Genomic DNA, 18,292 nt, shown 5'->3' with positions numbered 1-18,292 from the left:
GAGCAATTCCAGGAAAAGTGGGAAGCGGTTTCCGTTTGGAATTGCGTCAAGACAAACGGCGCCGTCTTCAGACGTCTTTCCCTCCAGGGCCCGGCTTGCGCCGGGCCTTTTCTTTTTGCCGCCATCGCGTCATGAGTGCGTCTATGGCGAGCGACGACGATATCATCATCACCGGCGAAGCGGTCATCCGTGCGGGCGACCTGCATGAGGACTTCATCCGCTCGTCCGGTCCGGGCGGCCAGAACGTCAACAAGGTGGCGACCGCCGTGCAACTGCGCTTCGACGCGGCGAATGCTTCGGGCCTCAGTGAGCGCGTTCGTGAGCGCGCCCTCAAGCTTGCCGGCCAGCGCGCCACCAAGGACGGCGTCATCGTCATCGAGGCCGGTCGCTTCCGCACCCAGGAGCAGAATCGAGCCGACGCGCGGGCGCGGCTGACGGCGTTGATCGCCAAGGCGGCCGAGCCGCCGCCGCCGCCGCGCAAGAAGACCAGGCCGTCCAAAGGCGCCGTGGAGCGCCGCCTGAAGAGCAAGGCGGGCCGGTCCACGGTCAAGAAGCTGCGCGGCCGTGTCGACAGCGATTAAGCACGGTTGAAATCAGCTGCTTACAATTCAGGGTTGCAGATGGCAATCTTGGATTGCTGCAACAGCGAGGAGACCAGCTATGGGTATTTTCGATTTCGTCAAAGGCGTCGGCAAGAAGCTCGGGATCGGCGGCGAGGACGAGGCACCGCCAAACGCGGATACGTTGAAGAAGGAGCTCGATTCGCACAAGTTGGGCACTGACGGCGTCGAGATTGCCGTCCAGGGCGACACCGCGGTGCTGAAGGGCACTGTCAAGGACCAGTCGGTTTTCGAAAAGGCGGTGATCGCCGTCGGCAACACGCTCGGCGTCTCCAAGGTGCAGGCGGACGAGCTGAAGGTCGCGCCTGAAGCCGGCACGGCGGCGGCGCCGGCCAAGGAGCCGACGCTTTATACCGTCCAGAAGGGCGATAATCTCTGGAAAATCGCCGAGAAGAGCTACGGCAAGGGCCAGGGCGCCAAGAACACCATCATTTTCGAGGCCAACAAGCCGATGCTGACCCATCCCGACAAGATCTATCCGGGTCAGGTCCTGCGCATACCGGATATCAGCCACGCCTGACGGCCCGTATCATAGAGATTGCACAAAACGGCGGCTTTCGGGTCGCCGTTTTGCTTTGCCGGTGGCATGCTTGGGCGGATAGACCGGATCGATCCATGCTCGTTCTGCCCAAAGGCGTCCGCCATATGCCGGGCTACCTCCCGCGCCCAGCCCAGGAAGCGCTGGTCGAGGAGATCAGGCGCGTCGTGCAGGCAGCACCGCTCTACGTGCCGGCCATGCCACGCACCGGCAAGGAGATGAGCGTGCGCATGACCAATTGCGGCGCGCTTGGCTGGGTGACCGACAAGGAGCGCGGCTATCGCTACCAACCGACGCATCCGGTGACGGGCGAGCCCTGGCCGCCGATCCCGGAAGCCTTGCTGAAACTGTGGCGCGAGGTTGCGGCCTATCCGCATCCGCCCGAGGCATGCTTGGTCAACTTCTATGCGGCGGATGCCAAGATGGGCCTGCATCAGGACCGCGACGAAAAGGATTTCGCCGCGCCCGTCGTGTCGGTCTCGCTGGGCGACGACTGCCTGTTCCGGGTCGGTCAGAACAGGCGCGAAGGCGGCACCAAGTCGTTCACGCTGAAGAGCGGCGACGTCGTCGTGCTCGGCGGCGAAGGACGCCTCGCCTTCCACGGCGTCGACCGCATCTACCCCGCGACGTCGGCGCTTTTGAAGAATGGCGGCCGTATCAATCTGACGTTGCGGCGGGTGACGGTACCTGGCTGAGCATGCCTGCCGTCGGGGCAACGCGATCTTAAGGACAACCGGGCTACAACCGCGGTTGCGAAACCGAGGTCGCCATGCAGCCGGATTGGATCAGGACCAGAAGCCTCTTGGACGTGGCCATCGTCACGGTCGTATCTATCATCGCCCTGTGGATGACCGAATTCTACCTGAGCATGTTATGGAACCTCGACAATCGGGGATTTTCTGAGCTTTCGCACAGGCTTCCCTACTGGGACTTCACCAACCTCTGGGCTGGTTCCCGCATGGCCGTCGACGGCCATGTTGCCACCCTGTTCGACGTGGACGCCTACCGCGCTGCGCTGCGCGCCATGTTTTCACCCGATCTTCCCAATCAGGAATGGAGCTATCCGCCGAACATCCTCCTGCTCGGCGTTCCGCTTGCCACCTTGCCGATCCTGCCTGCCTATCTGATCTGGACAGTTGGGACCGTTTTGTGTCTGTGGCTGGCGATACGGCCGCTGAAGCTCGGGGCGGCCCTGGAACTGGCGATTGTCTTAAGCCCGGCCGTTATCTGGAACTCGGTGTTCGGCCAGAACGGCGCATTGACCACAGCCTTATTGATCGGAGGCCTCGCCGTGGCGCCTAGGCGTCCGCTGCTGGCCGGAATCCTGTTCGGCCTGCTGACGATCAAACCGCATCTCGGCATCCTCGTGCCCTTCTGCTTGCTCGCCAGCGGCAACTGGCGAGCCATTCTGGCGGCCATCGGCACCAGCGTCGTGATCGCCGTCGCCACCGGCCTGTTCTTCGGCTTCGATGTCTGGCGGCTGTTCCTGGCCGAAACCAGCCCCTTGATGACGGCGATCATGGAGGCGCCTTATCCGCAACCCTATCAGTACAACGCGATAACGGTGTTCTTCACGGCAAGAGCTGCCGGTGCCGGGCTGACCTCCGCCTATGGCATCCAGGCGGTCGCAACCGTCGCTTCCATTGCCGCGGCGATCTGGCTCTGGTGGCCAGGCCGCGCGGTTTCGCATCAGGAACGCGTAGTGCTTACCGCTGTCCTTGCGATCCTCGCCACGCCCTACGGCTACACCTATGACACGATCGGTGTGGCCGTGGCGGTCGCGATGCTCGCCGCGATGGTTTCGAGGCCGCCTCGGCTGATACTGGCGATTTTTTGGCTCTGGCCTTTCGTCGCGCATTTGTTCATCCACGGCGGATATTGCGTCGGCGTCGTGGTACCGCTGTTTCTCGCTGCGTGGATGCTGCTTTCGATATGGACCGGAGGCCGGAAAGCTGAAATCTCCGGCGAGCCGTCCTTGGCGTAGCGCCCCGCCGGAAATCAGGCTTAAAGCGCGTCGCGATCTTTCAGATTCGCTCCATGCGCTTTAGGTTTTGATTTTACGCATGTCTTTATCCCGAAACCGGTTCCCACTTTCGGGAGACATGCTTTAAGATCGATCTCACGCAATGCCGCGAAATTGCGGGCAGCCGAGGCTCATCCGAACGCCCCCGCTTTGGACGATACTATCTCGCGACCTCTCGCGAAAAGAGCCGCTAAGGTTCACTCCGCCTGGGCAGTTCCTGCATTGCGTAGCAGCACCTGCACTTGGTCATCCTCGGCGATCTGCTGGTAGCCTCGCAGGAAGTTGACGTAGTCCTGCCACCGGGCAAGCTCCGCATTCCAATCCCTGTCGTTTTTCTCGATGATTATCATGGAAGGCTGTTTGGCTTCGAGTTCGGCGAGCTTGCCCTCGATGTAGCGATCGGCGATCTGCCGGTAGTGGGACGCCTTCTCTTTGTCGCCCTCCAGGGTTGCGATGCCCGAAAGATAACGCGCCGATTCACCCAGCCAGTCGCTGCAATAGCTTGAAATCCATATCCCGCCGAGCATGCGGGTAAGCGGATGGCCCCCCGAGAGGTCGGCGCCGACAAGCGCGACGGTCGGCTGATGAGCCACGTCCTCGAGCTTGGCGACAAGCTCGCCACTGAGCTTCTGTGTTTGCATGAACGGGATGGCAGCGGCGGCAATGATGGCAGCCAGCAGCATCTTGCGCCCTAGTTCCATTGCCATGCTCGGCGACTTGTATGTCGCCGGGGCAGCTTGCGCCATCCTCAATAGGAGGGCCGCCAGAATTAGGCTGAAGGCCGGAAATGCGTGATATGCCCAGCCTTTGGCTTGGTAGATCAGCGGCACGGTCGCAGCCAGCGAAGCAAGCGTGAACACGGTGACCAGCGGCGACAGAGGCAATCCCGGTCTAAGAAGGTATAGCGTCGCAAGCGCGACCATATAGATCGGCACATAGGTCGTCAGCAGCGCCTGCATCTTCTGCATTCGCATATAGGTGTCGGCCAGCATCGGATAGATGACGCTCAGGAATTCCGGATAGAAATACTGCACGGCAACGACATAGGCGACGCAGAGCAGGCCGATCACCCAGTACTCGACGGCGAAAAGCGTTCGGATCGATCGGCGACGCCAGGCGGCGTAAAGCGCCGGAATAAGCACGACCAGCGCATAGTAAGGCTTCACCAGAACCAGGATGCTGGCGCTCAATCCGGCAAGCAGTGCCACCGGCAGACTGGGTGTTCGACCCTCGATTGGCGCCGCGCGCCAGGCCGTCAGCATAAGCAAGGGCAGAAACAGTGCGGTTCCCAGGTGCTCCCGCTCGCTGAAGGCATTGCCGGGGAAGATCACCAACAGCGCCAGAAACAGGGGCAGCAATGAAAACAGGGTGCGGTTCTCGACAAAACCGGCCCGCCTGGCGATCAATGCGGCAAGGCCCAATCCTGCCAGGCAGATCGCATAGGCGTAGGCATGAACCGCGACTTCCGGTGACATGCCGAGCTTGTGCGCGACCGCCACGACCGGCATGAACATCCATGGCGTGAAAGGCGGATTGACTTCGAGAATGTCGACATAGAGCCGTGATCCGGCAAGCATTTGCTCGCACATGGTGATGATCCAGCTCGTATCAGGTATGACGCCCCATCGGGTCTGCCAGGGTATGGCGGCTGCCAGCACCAGCAGGCAAAGGATCCATGCCCGCGGGTTGCGCACTTGGCCGATCGGCGCGTGCGCCGTTGGCCTGTCGAGGGCGACGGTCATCCGCTCCCTCCTTCGGGGCAGAGGGGCCTGTTGGTGCCCGCGGGACCGCCTCCCACGAAGACAAACTTGCGCAAGACCACGAAGTTCAGAACCGGCACCAGAATGGAAACCAGCGCCACCGGCACCGACGACGGGAATCCGGCGAGATCGGTGAGAATCGCGGCCAGCCCGACGGAGAGGAGAAACCCGGCCGCAGTGGCACAGGCGAAGCGGACGATTTCGAAGCCGACCGCGCCGTCGGACATGAACGTCACGAAGCGATGCCCGCAATAGGAAAACACCGCCCCGGCGCCATAGGCGACGACCGAGCCGACCGCCGCCGGCAGGCCGAAACGGTCCGAAAGGGCAAGCGTCCCCACAGCATAGATCACGGTCGACAGGCCGCCGATTGCGGCGAACCGCAGGATACGCGCAGGCTCCGAGCGACCCATCGCCCATGACCAGAATGGATGGCTGACGGGGCCTGTGCCTGCGGTAGCGGCAAACGTGCTTTCGGATTTCAGCGACTGCTGCAAAGTCAGCCGAGCCGCCGTTCGCGCGCCGCCAGCATCCGATCCTTCGGCGCTTCGGCGTTTCTCATCGCCGCGACCGCTTCCTCAAAACCGGTCAGGCGATCGACCACATAGAGCGGCCGCCGCTTCACCTCGGCGTGGATGCCGCCGACATAAAGGCCGATAATGCCGGTCATGAAGAGATTGATGCCCGACAGGAAGGAGATGATCACGACAGTCGAGGTCCAGCCATGGACGACGCCGCTGGTGAACATCCAGGAGAACAGCGCATAGACCCCCAGCAGGGCGGCAAAGCCGGAGATGGCGAGACCCGCCCACAGCGCCAGCCGCAAAGGCTTGTCGGAAAAGCTGATGACGCCGTGGACCGCCAGCCGCACCATTTTCCAGAACGGATATTTGGTTTCGCCGGCCGCTCGCTCTGGTCGTTCGAACAGCACCGCCGTTTGCTTGAAACCCATCCAGCCGAACATGCCGCGCACGAAGCGGTCGCGCTCGGGCATCTGCTTGAACGTATCCAGGGCCTTCCTTCCCACGAGGCGGAAATCGCCGACGTCGCGGGGAATGGTCACCGAGGTCATCTGCTCGAGAGCTCGGTAGAAGAGGCTGGCGCTTGCGCGCTTGAACAGCGTTTCCCCCTCGCGTTTGGTGCGGCGGGCATAGACGATCTCGTAGCCTTCCTTCCATTTGGCGATGAGGTCGAGCACCACCTCGGGCGGATCCTGCAAGTCCGCATCCATGACGATCACGGCATCGCCGGCGGCAGCGTCCATGCCGGCGGTGATCGCTATCTGGTGGCCGAAATTGCGCGACAGCTCGATCAGCCGGAAGCGTGGATCCGAAGTAGCCATGCCGCGCAGGAAGATGACGCTTGTGTCCCGGCTGCCGTCGTCGACGAAGATCGCCTCGGCGCCGGCGTCGAGCTTGTCCAGCAAGGCGGTGATCCGCCGGACAAGCAGCGGCAGCACCGCCTCTTCGTTGAAGATCGGTATGACCAGGGAATAGACCGGGGCTTTGTTGCCCGCGGCACTGCTCGCGTTGATCACCTGTCGCTCCCAACCCGCCGGGGTTGGGGTACAACCTATTCGGGATTGCCTAAGCTGCCGTTAACCCGAGGGCCTCACAACTTCCTCAACGCCACTTCCTCGATCAGGTGGTTGGCGCCCTTGCGCAGGATGAGGTCGGCGCGCGCCCTGGTCGGCAGGATGTTCTGTCGCCAGGAAGGTGGCCCAAATAGACCCTCCAAGGGCCGAACACGTCTTGGACCTCGCCGTCGCGGCCGGGATGGTTTCGAGGCCGCCGCTGGCCTTCCCGCAACTAACTGAATCTACAGATTTCTCCAATAAAGCTGAAGTAATCTCACCGAGGCGGCGCAAAGGGGTTCTGCCCGGAATTGTAAAGACAAGTTCGGAGCCGGAACGGTCTGACGCATTCAGGACCAGATCGGCCAGGGCGCTGCAACATCAGGGCTTGGACAATGATTGTAGGATGGCCGTTTCCTGATCGCCTGCGGCTGATCGGCGGGACCCTTGCGCAGCTTGTCCGCACGGACGCGGGCCTTTATCTCATCATTGCCGTCTACACCTTGGCCGGTATGGCCTTTCTCAATGCCCTCGACGCCGCCGATCGCAGCGCTTACTCGATCTATGTCGTCGACTGGACCAAGCTCAATTGCTTGGTATTTCCTATATTTGCCGTCATTTTCGATTTGGTCCTCGTCATTCACCGTTTCAGCTCCCGGCGGCGTCTTGCCATCAGGCGGACGTTTTCGCCCGACCGGTTGGCATACTCGCTGTCCGGCCTGTGCCTTCTCATGGGGCTCATGGTCTTCCAGGGCACATTCACGTCGGTCAAGAACGCCATGCCCGTCTGGCAGGATGGCTTCCAGTTCGACACCGTGCAGGCTGACATCGACGCCTTCCTGCATTTCGGGGTGGATCCGTGGCGGTGGCTTTACGCTGTGGCCGGAGCCGACTGGGTGCGTGTCGCGGTGGAGTGGAACTACAACGTCTTCTGGTTTCTGCTTAATTTCAGCATTCTGTTCTTCGTCGCGACCTCGCCCAATGCGGCGCCGGTTCGAACGCGCTATCTGGCCTGCTTCATGGCGGTGTGGGTCCTTGTCGGAAACGTGTTGGCAGCCCTGTTCCTGTCGGCGGGTCCGGCATTTTACGGTCTGGTTACAGGCGACCCCGCGCGCTTCGGCGACCAATTGGCTTTCCTGGCCAATGGCGTCGGAGCGCCCAACTCCGCTGTTTCCTACCAGAACTACCTCTGGGCCTTGAACGACGCCGGACAGACGGGCTTCGCCTCGGGCATTTCGGCATTCCCCAGCGTCCATGTCGGATTGGTCACGCTCAACGCGCTGTTCCTGCGCGAATACAACCGCCATCTCGGCACGCTGGCGTTTGTCTATGTGGCGTTTGTCGCGGCCAGTTCTGTCTACCTGGCTTGGCATTATGCGATCGACGGCTATGTCGGCGCCGCTGTGGTGCTGTTGATCTACCTCGCCGCGCGGAAACTGATCCCGGCGGACCCGCGATTGCCGGCCCGGCGAGGGCCGAACGCTACCATGAATTGTCCCGAGGCCGCTCTCGCGGCTTCCTGAGACTGCGCGCTTCCGCGAAGCAGCTTTCCGCGCCCCGGAATTGCGAGAGTTTCGCCGTTTCCATGAAACGAATGAAACCCTCCAGGATCACAACTTCCTCAACGCCACTTCCTCGATCAGGTGGTTGGCGCCCTTGCGCAGGATGAGGTCGGCCCGCGCCCTGGTCGGCAGGATGTTCTCGCGCAGGTTCTTCAGGTTGATGTTGGCCCACAGCCCCTCCGCTATGGCTCGCGCGGCATCCTGGGAGAGCTGCGAATAGCGGTGGAAGAAGGAGTCCGGATTGCGGAAGGCGGTTTCGCGCAGCCGCATGAAACGCTGGATGTACCATTGATGAATCAGCTTTTCGTCGGCATCGATATAGATGGCGAAATCGAAGAAGTCGGACAGGAACGGCACGATCTTGCCGTCCTTCGGCAGCTTGCCCGGCTGCAGGACGTTGATGCCTTCGAAGATCAATATGTCTGGACGGTCGATGGTGACGAACTCGCCCGGAATGACGTCATAGGTCAGGTGCGAATAGACCGGCGCCTGGACGCTGCCTTGTGCCGACTTGATGCCGGACAGGAACCTGAGCAGCGCGCCGACGTCGTAGCTCTCCGGGAACCCCTTGCGCTCCATGAGGTTTTCGCGGCGCAGGATCTCGTTGGGCAAGAGGAAGCCGTCGGTGGTGATGAGGTCGACCTTCGGGCTCGAAGGCCAGCGCGCCAAAAGCTCCTTCAGCACGCGCGCGGTGGTCGATTTGCCGACCGCGACCGAGCCCGCAATGCCGATGATGAAGGGTGTCTTGATGATGTCCTTCACCTTGAAGAAGGCCTGGCGCTGCCTGAACAGCAGCTGGCTTGCCTCGACATGCGCCGAAAGCAGCCGGGAAAGCGAGAGGTAGATGCGCTTGACCTCTTCGAGGTCGACCGGGTCGTTGAGCGAGCGCAGCCGGTCGATCTCGTCTCCGGTGAGCGTCAGCGGCGTGTCGGCGCGGAACTGCGACCATTGCTCGGCGGAGAAGAATCGAAAAGGGGAATACTTCTCGGTCGGAGCCAGCTGGTCCATCGGGTTTCCTGCCCTCCTAGAGCATGGTGCCGAAAAGTGCGAAGCGGTTTTCGGGCGACATCATGCGCTATCCCGTTTCTTTCAACCCTTTGACCGGGCTGCCTTTTCAGCGATGCCCGAGCGCCCGGTCCGGCCCTCGAGCTCCTTCAGCACGTCGTCAAGCGGAACGCCCGCTATGCCAAGGACGACCAGCCAATGATATATAAGATCGGCACTTTCCGAAACGAGGGCCTGGCGGTCGCCGCGAATGGCGGCGATCACGGTTTCGACCGCTTCCTCGCCGAGCTTCTGGGCCGCCTTGTCCATGCCCTTGGCGAACAGCTTCGCCGTCCACGATTCCGGGTCGCCGGAATGGGCGCGTTGGTGGATGATCGTTTCCAGCTCGGCGAGCGAAAATTGAGCCATAGCAGTGGTTTAAGTCCGATGGGCGGCCAAGTCCAGCCGCATCGGCAGGCCGGCCCCGGCCATATGCGCCTTGGCTTCGGCGATCGTGTAGGTGCCGAAATGGAAGATCGAGGCGGCAAGCACCGCGCCCGCATGGCCGTCCCGGATGCCTTCGACCAGGTGATCGAGCGTTCCGACGCCACCCGAAGCGATCACCGGCACGCGCACCGCGTCGGCGATCGCGCGTGTCAGCGCAAGGTCGTAGCCCGCCTTGGTGCCGTCGCGGTCCATGGACGTCAAAAGGATCTCGCCGGCGCCGCGCTCGACCATGCGCCTGGCGAAGTCGACGGCGTCGATGCCTGTCTTCTCGCGTCCGCCATGGGTGAATATCTCCCAGCGGTCGGCCTCGCCTTGCGCCGACACCTTCTTGGCGTCGATCGCCACGACGATGCACTGGTTGCCGAATTTGTCGGCCGCTTCCGCGACGAAATCCGGGTTCTTCACCGCCGCGGTGTTGATCGACACCTTGTCGGCGCCGGCCAGAAGCAGCTTGCGGATGTCGGCCACCTGGCGCACGCCGCCGCCGACGGTGAGCGGCATGAAGCACTGCTCGGCCGTACGGGCGACGACGTCGAGGATCGTCTCGCGATTGTCGGACGACGCGGTGATGTCGAGGAAGCAGAGCTCGTCAGCGCCGGCAGCGTCATAGGCCTTGGCGGCCTCCACCGGGTCGCCGGCATCGACGAGATCGACGAAATTGACGCCCTTGACGACGCGGCCGTTCTTGACGTCGAGGCAAGGGATGACGCGGGCCTTCAGCATCACTTGCCTTCCAGGGTCGAGAGCAGATCGACAACCAGCTCGCCGACCAGCGGCGGCACGTCGCCCTTGGGGTCGAAGGCCGGATCGTAGGCGGAGATGGTGAGCCCGGCGATGCTGAGCGGCCCGGCGAGGCCGCACATCGCGCTGCGCACCTGCTCCGGCGCCGGACCGCCGGGCGTGGTATAGCGGTTGGCCTGCAGCTTCTCGGGGTCGTGCACGTCGAGGTCGACATGCATATGGACCTGGCGTGCGCCGTCGGCTTTCAGCCTTTGCGCGGCGCCCTTCCAGTCCGGGCATTCGGTCCGGATGATCGGTAGCTTTTCCAGCAATTCCTTTTCGGCAGCGTCGAGGTCGCGCGCGTTGACGAGGACGCAGCGCGACGGATCGACCGGCCTGAAGCCGGGGATCTGGTTCGCCATCGATCGCCAGCACAGGCCGAGCACGGTGGCCAGCGCCATGCCGTCGAGAAAGCCCGTCGTGGTGGTTTCCGGCGTGTTGAGGTCGCCATGCTGGTCGGCCCAGATGATGGCGTCGGCGCCGGCACCGGCCACGGAGCCGGCGGCGGTCAGGCAGTTGCCGGCCAGCACGATGGGAAACCGCTTCTTGTCCAGCGCCATGCGGACTTCGCCCGAAACCGCGTTGCAGACGGAAAATCCGGTGCCGATCTCGCGCTCGTCTTCGTCCTCGACCACTTTGCCGATGTCGTTCACCTCGACATCGTGGCCGGCGAGCTTCAGCGCCTCGGCCAGCCCGCCCGAGATGAGCGCGTCCGGGCCCTGGCCGCAGCCGCCGTGGAAATGGCCGCTGTCATAGGATGCCAGGATGATGGAGATGTTCACTATTCTGCCTCCGCCCTTTCGCCGCGCAGGATCGCCAGCGCCTCGGCCGGGTCGATACGTCCGTCATATAGGGCGCGGCCGGAGATCGCGCCTTCGAGTTTTTGCGCATCGGGCATGGTCATGCGCACGATATCGGCTATCGAGGCGAGGCCGCCGGATGCGATCACCGGAATGGAGACGGCCTCGGCGAGGCCGATTGTCGAATCCCAGTTGATGCCGGAAAGCACGCCATCGCGGTCGATGTCGGTGTAGATGATGGCGGCGACGCCCGCGCCCTCGAATTTCTTGGCCAGCTCGATGACGCCAAGCTCGGAGGCCTCTGCCCAGCCTTCGACCGCCACCTTGCCGCCCTTGGCGTCGATGCCGACGGCGACCTTGCCCGGGAAAGCCTTGCAGGCCTGCTTGACCAGCTCCGGCTCGCGCACCGCGACCGTGCCGAGGATAACGCGGGCGAGGCCGCGATCCAGCCAGTCTTCGATCTGCGGCAGGGTGCGGATGCCGCCGCCGAGCTGCACCGGGTTCTTCGTCGCTTTCAGGATGGCGCCGACCGCCGCCGAATTGACGGTCTGGCCTTTGAAGGCGCCGTTGAGGTCGACGACGTGCAGCCACTCGAAACCCTGGTCCTCGAAGGCTTTGGCCTGCGCGGCGGGATCGTCATTGTAGATGGTCGCGGTGGCCATGTCGCCGTGCTTCAGGCGCACGCATTGGCCGTCCTTGAGATCTATCGCCGGAAACAGGATCATGGGTCAGGCGCCCTCGACGATGACGAAATGGCCGGTCGATGCGGCGAGCCGGAACTTCGAGGCATGCTGATATTCAGGCGAATGATAGCATTCGATCGCCTTGCCGTAGGTGTCGAACTCGACCAGCACGTGACGGTTGCCGATCGCTCCTTCCGGACTCTCATAGCGGCCCGCGCGGACCGCGAACTTCGCGCCGTATTTCGCGAAAGCGACGGCATTCGCTTCGATATACTGCTTGTAGACATCGGGATCGCGGACATCGATCATCGCCATCCAATAGCCCTTCTTGCTCAATTTCAGGGCCTCCACTTCAAGAAATTGGTGATCAGAGCCAGGCCGAGCGCCTGGCTCTTCTCAGGATGGAACTGCGTGCCGGCGATGTTGTCGCGCGCCACCGCGGCCGTCACCGCGCCGCCATAGTCGGCGGTCGCCACGATCTCGGCCGGGTTCTTTGCTTCCAGATGGTAGGAATGGACGAAATAGGCGTGCAGCCCCTTCGGGCCGGTGTCGATGCCGGAAAACAGCGGATGCTTGCGTTGGAGCTCGATCGTGTTCCAGCCGATCTGCGGAATCTTCAGCGCCGGATCGGAGGGTTGGATCTCCTTGACGTCGCCGGCGATCCAGCCGAGTCCATTGGTGACGGTCTTCTCGAGGCCGCGTTGCGACATCAGCTGCATGCCGACGCAGATGCCGAGGAAAGGCCGCCCCTTGGCGATTGCCGCCTCCTCCACCGCCTCCCACATGCCTGGCACCGCATGCAGGCCGGCGGCGCAGTCGGCATAGGCGCCGACGCCCGGCAGCACGATGCGGTCGGCCGAACGCACGCGCTCGGCGTCGGCCGTCAGCTCGATCGTCGCGGCAAGGCCCGCCTCATGCGCGGCGCGCTCGAAGGCCTTGGTGGCCGAGCGCAGATTGCCCGAGCCGTAATCGATGATGGCTACCCGCATGTCAGGGCCTTCCAGGCGTATGGGTCAGCCCCAACGCCATGCCGGTTTGCGGCGGACGCGCCAGCGACGCATCCGGCACGATGCGCGGCATCGGCGCTTCCTCCTCGCTGTCGTCGCCGGTCTCCAGCGCCTGGCGCGTCTCGGCATCACCGAGATTGCCGGCCTCGACCACGCCCCATTCCCGCCAGCCGCGCCGCCGCAGCGAAGCGATGCGCAGGCCCCGGCCTTCGAACCCGACATAGAGCGAGACCAGCAGCGACAGCAGCGATCCGGCCCCTTCGAGCCCGAGCTTCTCGCCGGCCACCGACAGGATCGCCATGACGATGAAGGTCAAGGCCGCCTCGATCCACAGCCGGTTCCAGGCAAGCCAGAGCGGCGCGACGAGGAAACCCAGCCAGGTGAAGCTGTCGCGGACGAAAATTGCGTCCTCGGCTTTGTTGCCGACCGGCGGCTCCATCACGACATAGATCGCCATAGGGCTATCCTTTCAGGGATCCCTTGGTGGACGGCACCGCGTCGGGCTGGCGCGGATCGGGCTCCAGCGCCGCGCGCAACGCCCGCGCCACCGCCTTGAAGCAGGTCTCGGCGATGTGATGGTTGTTCGCGCCGTGATGGTTGGTCACATGCAGCGTGATGCCGGCATTCTGCGCCAGCGCCTGGAAGAACTCGCGCACCAGTTCGGTGTCGAACGTGCCGATCTTCGGCGAGGAGAAGGCGACGTTCCAGACCAGGAACGGCCGGCCGGAAACGTCGATCGCCGCCCTGGTCAGCGTCTCGTCCATGGCAAGGTCGATCGAGGCATAGCGCATGATGCCGCGCCGCTCGCCCAGCGCCTTGCTCAAAGCCTGGCCGATCGCGATACCGGTGTCCTCGACGGTGTGGTGGTCGTCGATATGCAGGTCGCCCTTGGCCTTGATCGTCATATCGATCAGCGAATGCCGCGACAGCTGGTCGAGCATATGGTCGAAGAAGCCGACGCCGGTCGAAATGTCGGCTTTGCCCTTGCCGTCGACCTGGACCGAGACCGAAATCTCGGTTTCCTTGGTCTTGCGGCTGACTTCGGCGGAACGCGTCATCGCTCTGTCCTTATTGCCTGTTCGGAGGCCCGGGGCTTGAAAACGAGAGCCTTCTATCAGCATGATCCGGCGATTGCCAGTTGCCATTCCGGCCGCTATCGGCCTCGGCCATGGGCGGTTTGCAATCGTTGGCCCTATGCATACATATGGCCGATCAAACTTACTCGTACCGCGCCAATCGCCTTTTCAAGGGATAGCGCGAATCGGAGCTCAAGATGTCGAATGAACTCACCATGCACGCCACGACCATCGTCAGCGTGCGCAAGGGCAACAAGGTCGTGATCGCCGGCGACGGCCAGGTCAGCCTTGGCCAGACCATCATGAAGGGCAACGCCCGCAAGGTGCGCCGCATCGGCAAGGGCGGCAGCGTCATTGCCGGCTTCGCCGGCGCCACGGCCGATGCCTTCACCCTGCTCGAGCGGCTCGAAGCCAAGCTCGAGCAATATCCGGATCAGCTGACGCGCGCCTGCGTCGAGCTCGCCAAGGACTGGCGCACTGACCGCTATCTGCGCCGGCTCGAAGCCATGATGCTGGTCGCCGACAAGTCGGTCTCGCTGGCGTTGACCGGCAATGGCGACGTGCTGGAGCCCGAGCATGGCGTCATGGCCATCGGCTCCGGCGGCAATTACGCGCTGGCCGCGGCCCGCGCGCTGATCGACACCGACAAGGACGCCGAGGAGATCGCCCGTAAGGCCATGCAGATCGCGTCCGACATCTGCGTCTACACCAACAACAATTTTGTTGTCGAAACGCTCGATGCCGCTTGAGCGACCATGATCCCGAAAAGTGGTCGCAGGTTTTCGGAAGAGATCATGGTCGAAAGAGAAGACAGCTACGATTTTCGGCCGGTCACGGAAAAGGACCTGCCGATGATCGCCGGCTGGCTCAAAGAGCCGCATGTCGCCCGGTGGTGGGACGATCCGGACAAGGAGATCGCTGAGATTCGCGAGCATATCGATTCGGTCTCGGTGGAGCCGCTGATCGTCGAGCTCGACGGCAGGCCGATCGCCTATCTGCAGAGCTACGATCCGCATATGGAGGACGACCATCCCTATGCCGACCAGCCCTTCGGCACGCTGGGCATCGACCTCACGATCGGCCCGCCGGAACTGGTCGGCATCGGCCATGGCTCGGCCATCGTGCGGCAGTTCGTCGAGGAGCTGTTCGAGGAAGGCGCGCCGCGCGTCATCATCGATCCGCATCCCGACAATGGCCGCGCCATCCGCGCCTATGAGAAGGCGGGCTTCAGGCCGATCGGCCGCAGGCATTCGCAATATGGGGACGTCGTGCTGATGGCCGTCGATGCGGTCGAGGACGATGAAAATCTGGGGGACTGATTGAATGGCCGCATCCGGAGAGGACAAGACGCTTTCGGCCTATGAGGACAGCTGGCGCATAGGCCTGCTGCTGGCGCTCGCCTTGATCCTCTTCCAGGCGGGCGCCCTGTACGGCATGGGCCATCCGCCGATCTGCACCTGCGGCTACGTCAAGCTCTGGCATGGCGTGGTCAACAGCTCGGAGAATTCCCAGCACATCGCCGACTGGTACACCTTCTCGCACATCATCCACGGCTTCCTGTTCTACGCGCTGGCCTGGGCGCTGTTCCCGCGCTCGCCGATCGGGCTGAGGCTCGCCTTGGCCGTCCTCATCGAAGGCGGCTGGGAGATCCTGGAGAACAGCCCCTTCATCATCGAGCGCTACCGCGCCGGCACCATCTCGCTCAGCTACTACGGCGATAGCATCATCAACTCGGTGTCCGACACGCTGTTCATGGCGCTGGGATTTGTGATGGCGCGAAAGCTACCTATATGGGTGATCGTGGCCCTGGCGCTCATCTTCGAGCTCGGCACGGGTTACATCATCCGGGACAATCTGACGCTCAACGTGATCATGCTGCTGCATCCGTTCGAGTTTATCAGGCAGTGGCAAAGTGGAATTTGAGTAATATGAGCACCTTTTCTCCCCGCGAAATCGTTTCGGAACTCGACCGCTTCATCATCGGCCAGAAGGACGCCAAGCGCGCCGTGGCTATCGCCTTGCGCAACCGCTGGCGCCGCCAGCAGCTGGAAGGCCAGATGCGCGAAGAGGTGATGCCGAAGAACATCCTGATGATCGGCCCAACCGGCGTCGGCAAGACCGAGATCTCGCGCCGCCTGGCGCGGCTCGCCGGCGCGCCCTTCGTCAAGGTCGAGGCGACAAAATTCACCGAGGTCGGCTATGTCGGCCGCGACGTCGAGCAGATCGTGCGCGACCTCGTCGAGGTCGCCATCGGCCTGACGCGCGAGAAGATGCGCGAGGACGTCACCGCCCGCGCTCAGATCAATGCCGAGGAACGCGTTCTGGAAGCGCTCGTCGGCAAGACGGCGAGCCCGGCCACGCGCGACTCCTTCCGCAAGAAGCTGCGCGACGGCGAGCTCGACGACAAGGAGATCGAGATCGAGGTGGCCGACACCGGCACCGGCGGCATGCCCGGCTTCGAGATTCCCGGCATGCCGGGCGCCAATGTCGGCGTGCTCAACATCAACGACATGCTGTCGAAGGCGATGGGCGGCCGCAAGACCAAGACCCGCAAGACCACGGTGCGCGATTCCTACGCCCTGCTGGTCAACGACGAGTCCGACAAGCTGCTCGACCAGGACGAGGTGGTGCGCAGGGCGCTGGAATCGGCCGAGAATGACGGCATCGTCTTCCTCGACGAGATCGACAAGATCGCTGCCAGGAGCGACATTTCGGGCGGTCCGTCGCGCGAAGGCGTGCAGCGCGACCTGCTGCCGTTGGTGGAAGGCACCACGGTCGCGACCAAATATGGACCGATCAAAACCGACCATATCCTGTTCATCGCTTCCGGCGCCTTCCACGTTTCCAAGCCGTCCGACCTTCTGCCGGAGCTGCAGGGCCGCCTGCCGATCCGCGTCGAGCTGCGCGCCCTGGAGAAGGAGGATTTCGTCCGCATCCTCACCGAGACGGAGGCGAGCCTCATCAAGCAGTATATCGCGCTGATGAAGACCGAAGGCGTCGAGCTGAGCTTTACCGACGACGCCATCGATTCGCTTGCCGGCATCGCCGTCGATCTCAACGCCAGCGTCGAGAACATCGGCGCCCGGCGCCTGCAGACGGTAATGGAGCGCGTGCTGGACGAGATTTCCTACGACGCGCCGGACCGCCACGGCACCCAGGTCACCATCGACGCCGCCTATGTGCAGAAGCATGTGGGCGACCTGTCGCGCAACACCGACCTGTCGCGCTTCATCCTTTAAGCTCTGTCGTGGTTTCGGGCCGGCCCTCAGGCCGGCCCGAAACGCCCTCCCAATGCAAACTGTGGCCAAATGGAAGCATCTGGCCACTATTCTTGGTGGCGGCTCGAAGCCTTCTCTCGACTCTGCGACGCGCTTTACCTAGTTTGCCGCGCATTCGAAAGCGGCGGCGTATGAAGAAACTTATCCTGCTTTTTCTAGGCATTGCCTTGGTGGCGGCGGTGGCAACCGCCGATGCCGCGACCATGGTGCCCCCAGGCAACCGCAACAGTGTGCAGCCGGACATTCCAGGCGCCTCCAGCCGGCGCACCCAGGCCACCAACACCACCTTCCAGGCCAAGTACCGCAAGGTCTACGCGCTCTTGCAGAACGACGCCGACCTTCGTGCCAAGATCAAGAAAGCGGCGGCGGCCTACGGCATCGACCCGATGCATATCGTCGGCGCCATCGTTGGCGAGCATACCTACAATGTCGACGCCTATGACCGCCTGCAGACCTATTACATCAAGGCGATCTCGTACCTGTCGAGCAAGCTTTCCTTCGCCTATCACGGCGAGGATATCTCGGATTTCATCCAGCGGCCGGAATTCAAGAAATGCGCCGGCATGGACGACAGCTATGATCTGTGGGAATGCCGCGAGCAGGTCTGGAACCGCTCCTTCCGCGGCAAAACCGTCGGCGGCGAGGATTTTCCCAACGACCGCTTCGGCGCCACCTTCTTCCAGCCTTATTATGCCGGCCAGACCTTCGGCCTCGGCCAGTTGAACCCGCTGACCGCGCTGCAGATGAGCGACCTGGTGCACAAGGTCTCCGGCCTGCCGAAGCTCGATGTCGATGATCCCAACACCGTCTACAAGACCATCATGGACCCCGACCTGACGCTGCCTTACGTCGCCGCGACCATCAGGAAGTCGATCGACGCCTATCGCAGCATCGCCGGCTTCGACATCTCGAAAAATCCGGGCCTCACCGCGACGCTCTACAATGTCGGCAACCCCGAGCAGCGCGCCTATGCGCTGAAGGCCGAGAACGAGAAACGCCGCGCCGAAGGCCAAGCCGAAAAGCTGCCCGAGGAGAACTATTACGGCTGGCTGGTCAACGACAAGCTGGACGAGCTGAAGGCGCTGTTTTGATCATGCCCTT

General features: G+C 63.0%; 22 protein-coding genes. 10 read left to right on the top strand and 12 right to left on the bottom strand.

What is annotated here, in order from left to right:
- Positions 1 to 143 precede the first annotated feature (143 nt).
- From arfB to RFM41_RS25575, 4 genes are all read left to right on the top strand, one after another.
- Positions 144 to 581 (top strand): alternative ribosome rescue aminoacyl-tRNA hydrolase ArfB, encoded by a 438-nt coding sequence (gene arfB, locus RFM41_RS25590; protein WP_320252237.1) that lies wholly within the window; start codon positions 144 to 146, stop codon positions 579 to 581.
- A 79-nt stretch (positions 582 to 660) separates the two neighbouring features.
- Positions 661 to 1,140, top strand: a complete 480-nt coding sequence (lysM, locus tag RFM41_RS25585) for a peptidoglycan-binding protein LysM (RefSeq protein WP_320252239.1) — start codon at positions 661 to 663, stop codon at positions 1,138 to 1,140.
- A gap of 95 nt (positions 1,141 to 1,235) precedes the next feature.
- On the top strand, positions 1,236 to 1,853 hold the full coding sequence (locus RFM41_RS25580; protein WP_320252241.1) for an alpha-ketoglutarate-dependent dioxygenase AlkB family protein: 618 nt from the start codon (positions 1,236 to 1,238) through the stop codon (positions 1,851 to 1,853).
- Positions 1,854 to 1,966: 113 nt separating this feature from the next.
- The gene (locus tag RFM41_RS25575) at positions 1,967 to 3,142 is read left to right on the top strand and encodes a glycosyltransferase family 87 protein (RefSeq protein WP_320252243.1); all 1,176 of its coding nucleotides are present in this window, start codon (positions 1,967 to 1,969) and stop codon (positions 3,140 to 3,142) included.
- 236 nt (positions 3,143 to 3,378) lie between these two features.
- Here RFM41_RS25575 and RFM41_RS25570 read toward each other — a convergent pair whose 3' ends face one another.
- From RFM41_RS25570 to RFM41_RS25560, 3 genes are read right to left on the bottom strand one after another with little or no spacing between them, the layout of a single operon-like run.
- Positions 3,379 to 4,923 carry a hypothetical protein gene (locus tag RFM41_RS25570; protein ID WP_320252245.1) on the bottom strand — a complete coding sequence of 515 codons (1,545 nt, stop codon included), beginning with the start codon at positions 4,921 to 4,923 and terminating at the stop codon, positions 3,379 to 3,381.
- Positions 4,920 to 5,438: a GtrA family protein gene (locus tag RFM41_RS25565; protein ID WP_320252247.1), complete on the bottom strand. Its 519-nt coding sequence runs from the start codon at positions 5,436 to 5,438 to the stop codon at positions 4,920 to 4,922. The genes RFM41_RS25570 and RFM41_RS25565 overlap by 4 nt, the downstream gene beginning before the upstream one ends.
- 2 nt (positions 5,439 to 5,440) lie before the next feature.
- Complete coding sequence (locus RFM41_RS25560; protein ID WP_320252249.1) at positions 5,441 to 6,478, bottom strand: glycosyltransferase family 2 protein; 1,038 nt, start codon at positions 6,476 to 6,478, stop codon at positions 5,441 to 5,443.
- Positions 6,479 to 6,909: 431 nt separating this feature from the next.
- Between RFM41_RS25560 and RFM41_RS25555 the strand changes: the two genes are divergently transcribed.
- On the top strand, positions 6,910 to 8,037 hold the full coding sequence (locus RFM41_RS25555; protein WP_320252250.1) for a phosphatase PAP2 family protein: 1,128 nt from the start codon (positions 6,910 to 6,912) through the stop codon (positions 8,035 to 8,037).
- Positions 8,038 to 8,124: 87 nt separating this feature from the next.
- Here RFM41_RS25555 and coaA read toward each other — a convergent pair whose 3' ends face one another.
- The 9 genes from coaA to hisB all read right to left on the bottom strand — a co-directional run bounded on the left by coaA (position 8,125) and on the right by hisB (position 13,895).
- On the bottom strand, positions 8,125 to 9,084 hold the full coding sequence (gene coaA, locus RFM41_RS25550) for a type I pantothenate kinase (protein ID WP_320252252.1): 960 nt from the start codon (positions 9,082 to 9,084) through the stop codon (positions 8,125 to 8,127).
- Positions 9,085 to 9,165: 81 nt separating this feature from the next.
- Positions 9,166 to 9,489 (bottom strand): phosphoribosyl-ATP diphosphatase, encoded by a 324-nt coding sequence (locus RFM41_RS25545; RefSeq protein WP_320252254.1) that lies wholly within the window; start codon positions 9,487 to 9,489, stop codon positions 9,166 to 9,168.
- Between the two features lie 9 nt (positions 9,490 to 9,498).
- Positions 9,499 to 10,293 carry an imidazole glycerol phosphate synthase subunit HisF gene (hisF, locus tag RFM41_RS25540; RefSeq protein ID WP_320252256.1) on the bottom strand — a complete coding sequence of 265 codons (795 nt, stop codon included), beginning with the start codon at positions 10,291 to 10,293 and terminating at the stop codon, positions 9,499 to 9,501.
- Positions 10,290 to 11,129, bottom strand: a complete 840-nt coding sequence (locus RFM41_RS25535; RefSeq protein WP_320252257.1) for an arginase family protein — start codon at positions 11,127 to 11,129, stop codon at positions 10,290 to 10,292. Before RFM41_RS25535 ends, hisF begins: the two co-directional genes overlap by 4 nt.
- Positions 11,129 to 11,872 carry a 1-(5-phosphoribosyl)-5-[(5-phosphoribosylamino)methylideneamino]imidazole-4-carboxamide isomerase gene (gene hisA / locus RFM41_RS25530; RefSeq protein WP_320252258.1) on the bottom strand — a complete coding sequence of 248 codons (744 nt, stop codon included), beginning with the start codon at positions 11,870 to 11,872 and terminating at the stop codon, positions 11,129 to 11,131. Before hisA ends, RFM41_RS25535 begins: the two co-directional genes overlap by 1 nt.
- 3 nt (positions 11,873 to 11,875) lie before the next feature.
- Complete coding sequence (locus RFM41_RS25525) at positions 11,876 to 12,166, bottom strand: DUF1330 domain-containing protein (RefSeq protein WP_320252260.1); 291 nt, start codon at positions 12,164 to 12,166, stop codon at positions 11,876 to 11,878.
- A gap of 2 nt (positions 12,167 to 12,168) precedes the next feature.
- The gene (hisH, locus tag RFM41_RS25520) at positions 12,169 to 12,819 is read right to left on the bottom strand and encodes an imidazole glycerol phosphate synthase subunit HisH (RefSeq protein ID WP_320252262.1); all 651 of its coding nucleotides are present in this window, start codon (positions 12,817 to 12,819) and stop codon (positions 12,169 to 12,171) included.
- A 1-nt stretch (position 12,820) separates the two neighbouring features.
- Complete coding sequence (locus tag RFM41_RS25515; protein ID WP_320252264.1) at positions 12,821 to 13,294, bottom strand: DUF2628 domain-containing protein; 474 nt, start codon at positions 13,292 to 13,294, stop codon at positions 12,821 to 12,823.
- Positions 13,295 to 13,298: 4 nt separating this feature from the next.
- Positions 13,299 to 13,895: an imidazoleglycerol-phosphate dehydratase HisB gene (gene hisB / locus RFM41_RS25510; protein WP_320252266.1), complete on the bottom strand. Its 597-nt coding sequence runs from the start codon at positions 13,893 to 13,895 to the stop codon at positions 13,299 to 13,301.
- Between the two features lie 215 nt (positions 13,896 to 14,110).
- On the opposite strand from hisB, the gene hslV reads away from it, so the two are divergent.
- From hslV to RFM41_RS25485, 5 genes are all read left to right on the top strand, one after another.
- Positions 14,111 to 14,662 carry an ATP-dependent protease subunit HslV gene (hslV, locus tag RFM41_RS25505; protein ID WP_201412722.1) on the top strand — a complete coding sequence of 184 codons (552 nt, stop codon included), beginning with the start codon at positions 14,111 to 14,113 and terminating at the stop codon, positions 14,660 to 14,662.
- A 45-nt stretch (positions 14,663 to 14,707) separates the two neighbouring features.
- Positions 14,708 to 15,232 carry a GNAT family N-acetyltransferase gene (locus RFM41_RS25500; protein ID WP_320252267.1) on the top strand — a complete coding sequence of 175 codons (525 nt, stop codon included), beginning with the start codon at positions 14,708 to 14,710 and terminating at the stop codon, positions 15,230 to 15,232.
- A gap of 4 nt (positions 15,233 to 15,236) precedes the next feature.
- Positions 15,237 to 15,836 carry a DUF2585 domain-containing protein gene (locus RFM41_RS25495; RefSeq protein WP_320252269.1) on the top strand — a complete coding sequence of 200 codons (600 nt, stop codon included), beginning with the start codon at positions 15,237 to 15,239 and terminating at the stop codon, positions 15,834 to 15,836.
- A 5-nt stretch (positions 15,837 to 15,841) separates the two neighbouring features.
- Entirely contained in the window at positions 15,842 to 17,152 is a 1,311-nt protein-coding gene (gene hslU / locus RFM41_RS25490) for an ATP-dependent protease ATPase subunit HslU (RefSeq protein WP_320252271.1), read from the top strand.
- A gap of 95 nt (positions 17,153 to 17,247) precedes the next feature.
- Positions 17,248 to 18,282: a DUF1402 family protein gene (locus RFM41_RS25485; protein ID WP_430691562.1), complete on the top strand. Its 1,035-nt coding sequence runs from the start codon at positions 17,248 to 17,250 to the stop codon at positions 18,280 to 18,282.
- Positions 18,283 to 18,292 lie beyond the last annotated feature (10 nt).

This window comes from Mesorhizobium vachelliae (genome assembly GCF_033977325.1).
GTDB lineage: Bacteria > Pseudomonadota > Alphaproteobacteria > Rhizobiales > Rhizobiaceae > Mesorhizobium > Mesorhizobium vachelliae.
Note: the sequence above shows the minus strand (reverse complement) of the source record. Positions and strands in the feature narration are given on the sequence as shown.

What these genes read in the sequence shown, in the direction of transcription:
- lysM (WP_320252239.1), top strand. Translation starts at nt 661, where the DNA reads ATGGGTATTTTCGATTTCGTCAAAGGCGTCGGCAAGAAGCTCGGGATC.
- coaA (WP_320252252.1), bottom strand. Translation starts at nt 9,084, where the DNA reads ATGGACCAGCTGGCTCCGACCGAGAAGTATTCCCCTTTTCGATTCTTC.
- RFM41_RS25580 (WP_320252241.1), top strand. Translation starts at nt 1,236, where the DNA reads ATGCTCGTTCTGCCCAAAGGCGTCCGCCATATGCCGGGCTACCTCCCG.
- arfB (WP_320252237.1), top strand. Translation starts at nt 144, where the DNA reads ATGGCGAGCGACGACGATATCATCATCACCGGCGAAGCGGTCATCCGT.
- RFM41_RS25570 (WP_320252245.1), bottom strand. Translation starts at nt 4,923, where the DNA reads ATGACCGTCGCCCTCGACAGGCCAACGGCGCACGCGCCGATCGGCCAA.
- RFM41_RS25545 (WP_320252254.1), bottom strand. Translation starts at nt 9,489, where the DNA reads ATGGCTCAATTTTCGCTCGCCGAGCTGGAAACGATCATCCACCAACGC.
- RFM41_RS25495 (WP_320252269.1), top strand. Translation starts at nt 15,237, where the DNA reads ATGGCCGCATCCGGAGAGGACAAGACGCTTTCGGCCTATGAGGACAGC.
- hisA (WP_320252258.1), bottom strand. Translation starts at nt 11,872, where the DNA reads ATGATCCTGTTTCCGGCGATAGATCTCAAGGACGGCCAATGCGTGCGC.
- hslV (WP_201412722.1), top strand. Translation starts at nt 14,111, where the DNA reads ATGTCGAATGAACTCACCATGCACGCCACGACCATCGTCAGCGTGCGC.
- hslU (WP_320252271.1), top strand. Translation starts at nt 15,842, where the DNA reads ATGAGCACCTTTTCTCCCCGCGAAATCGTTTCGGAACTCGACCGCTTC.
- RFM41_RS25515 (WP_320252264.1), bottom strand. Translation starts at nt 13,294, where the DNA reads ATGGCGATCTATGTCGTGATGGAGCCGCCGGTCGGCAACAAAGCCGAG.
- hisH (WP_320252262.1), bottom strand. Translation starts at nt 12,819, where the DNA reads ATGCGGGTAGCCATCATCGATTACGGCTCGGGCAATCTGCGCTCGGCC.
- RFM41_RS25555 (WP_320252250.1), top strand. Translation starts at nt 6,910, where the DNA reads ATGATTGTAGGATGGCCGTTTCCTGATCGCCTGCGGCTGATCGGCGGG.
- hisB (WP_320252266.1), bottom strand. Translation starts at nt 13,895, where the DNA reads ATGACGCGTTCCGCCGAAGTCAGCCGCAAGACCAAGGAAACCGAGATT.
- RFM41_RS25500 (WP_320252267.1), top strand. Translation starts at nt 14,708, where the DNA reads ATGGTCGAAAGAGAAGACAGCTACGATTTTCGGCCGGTCACGGAAAAG.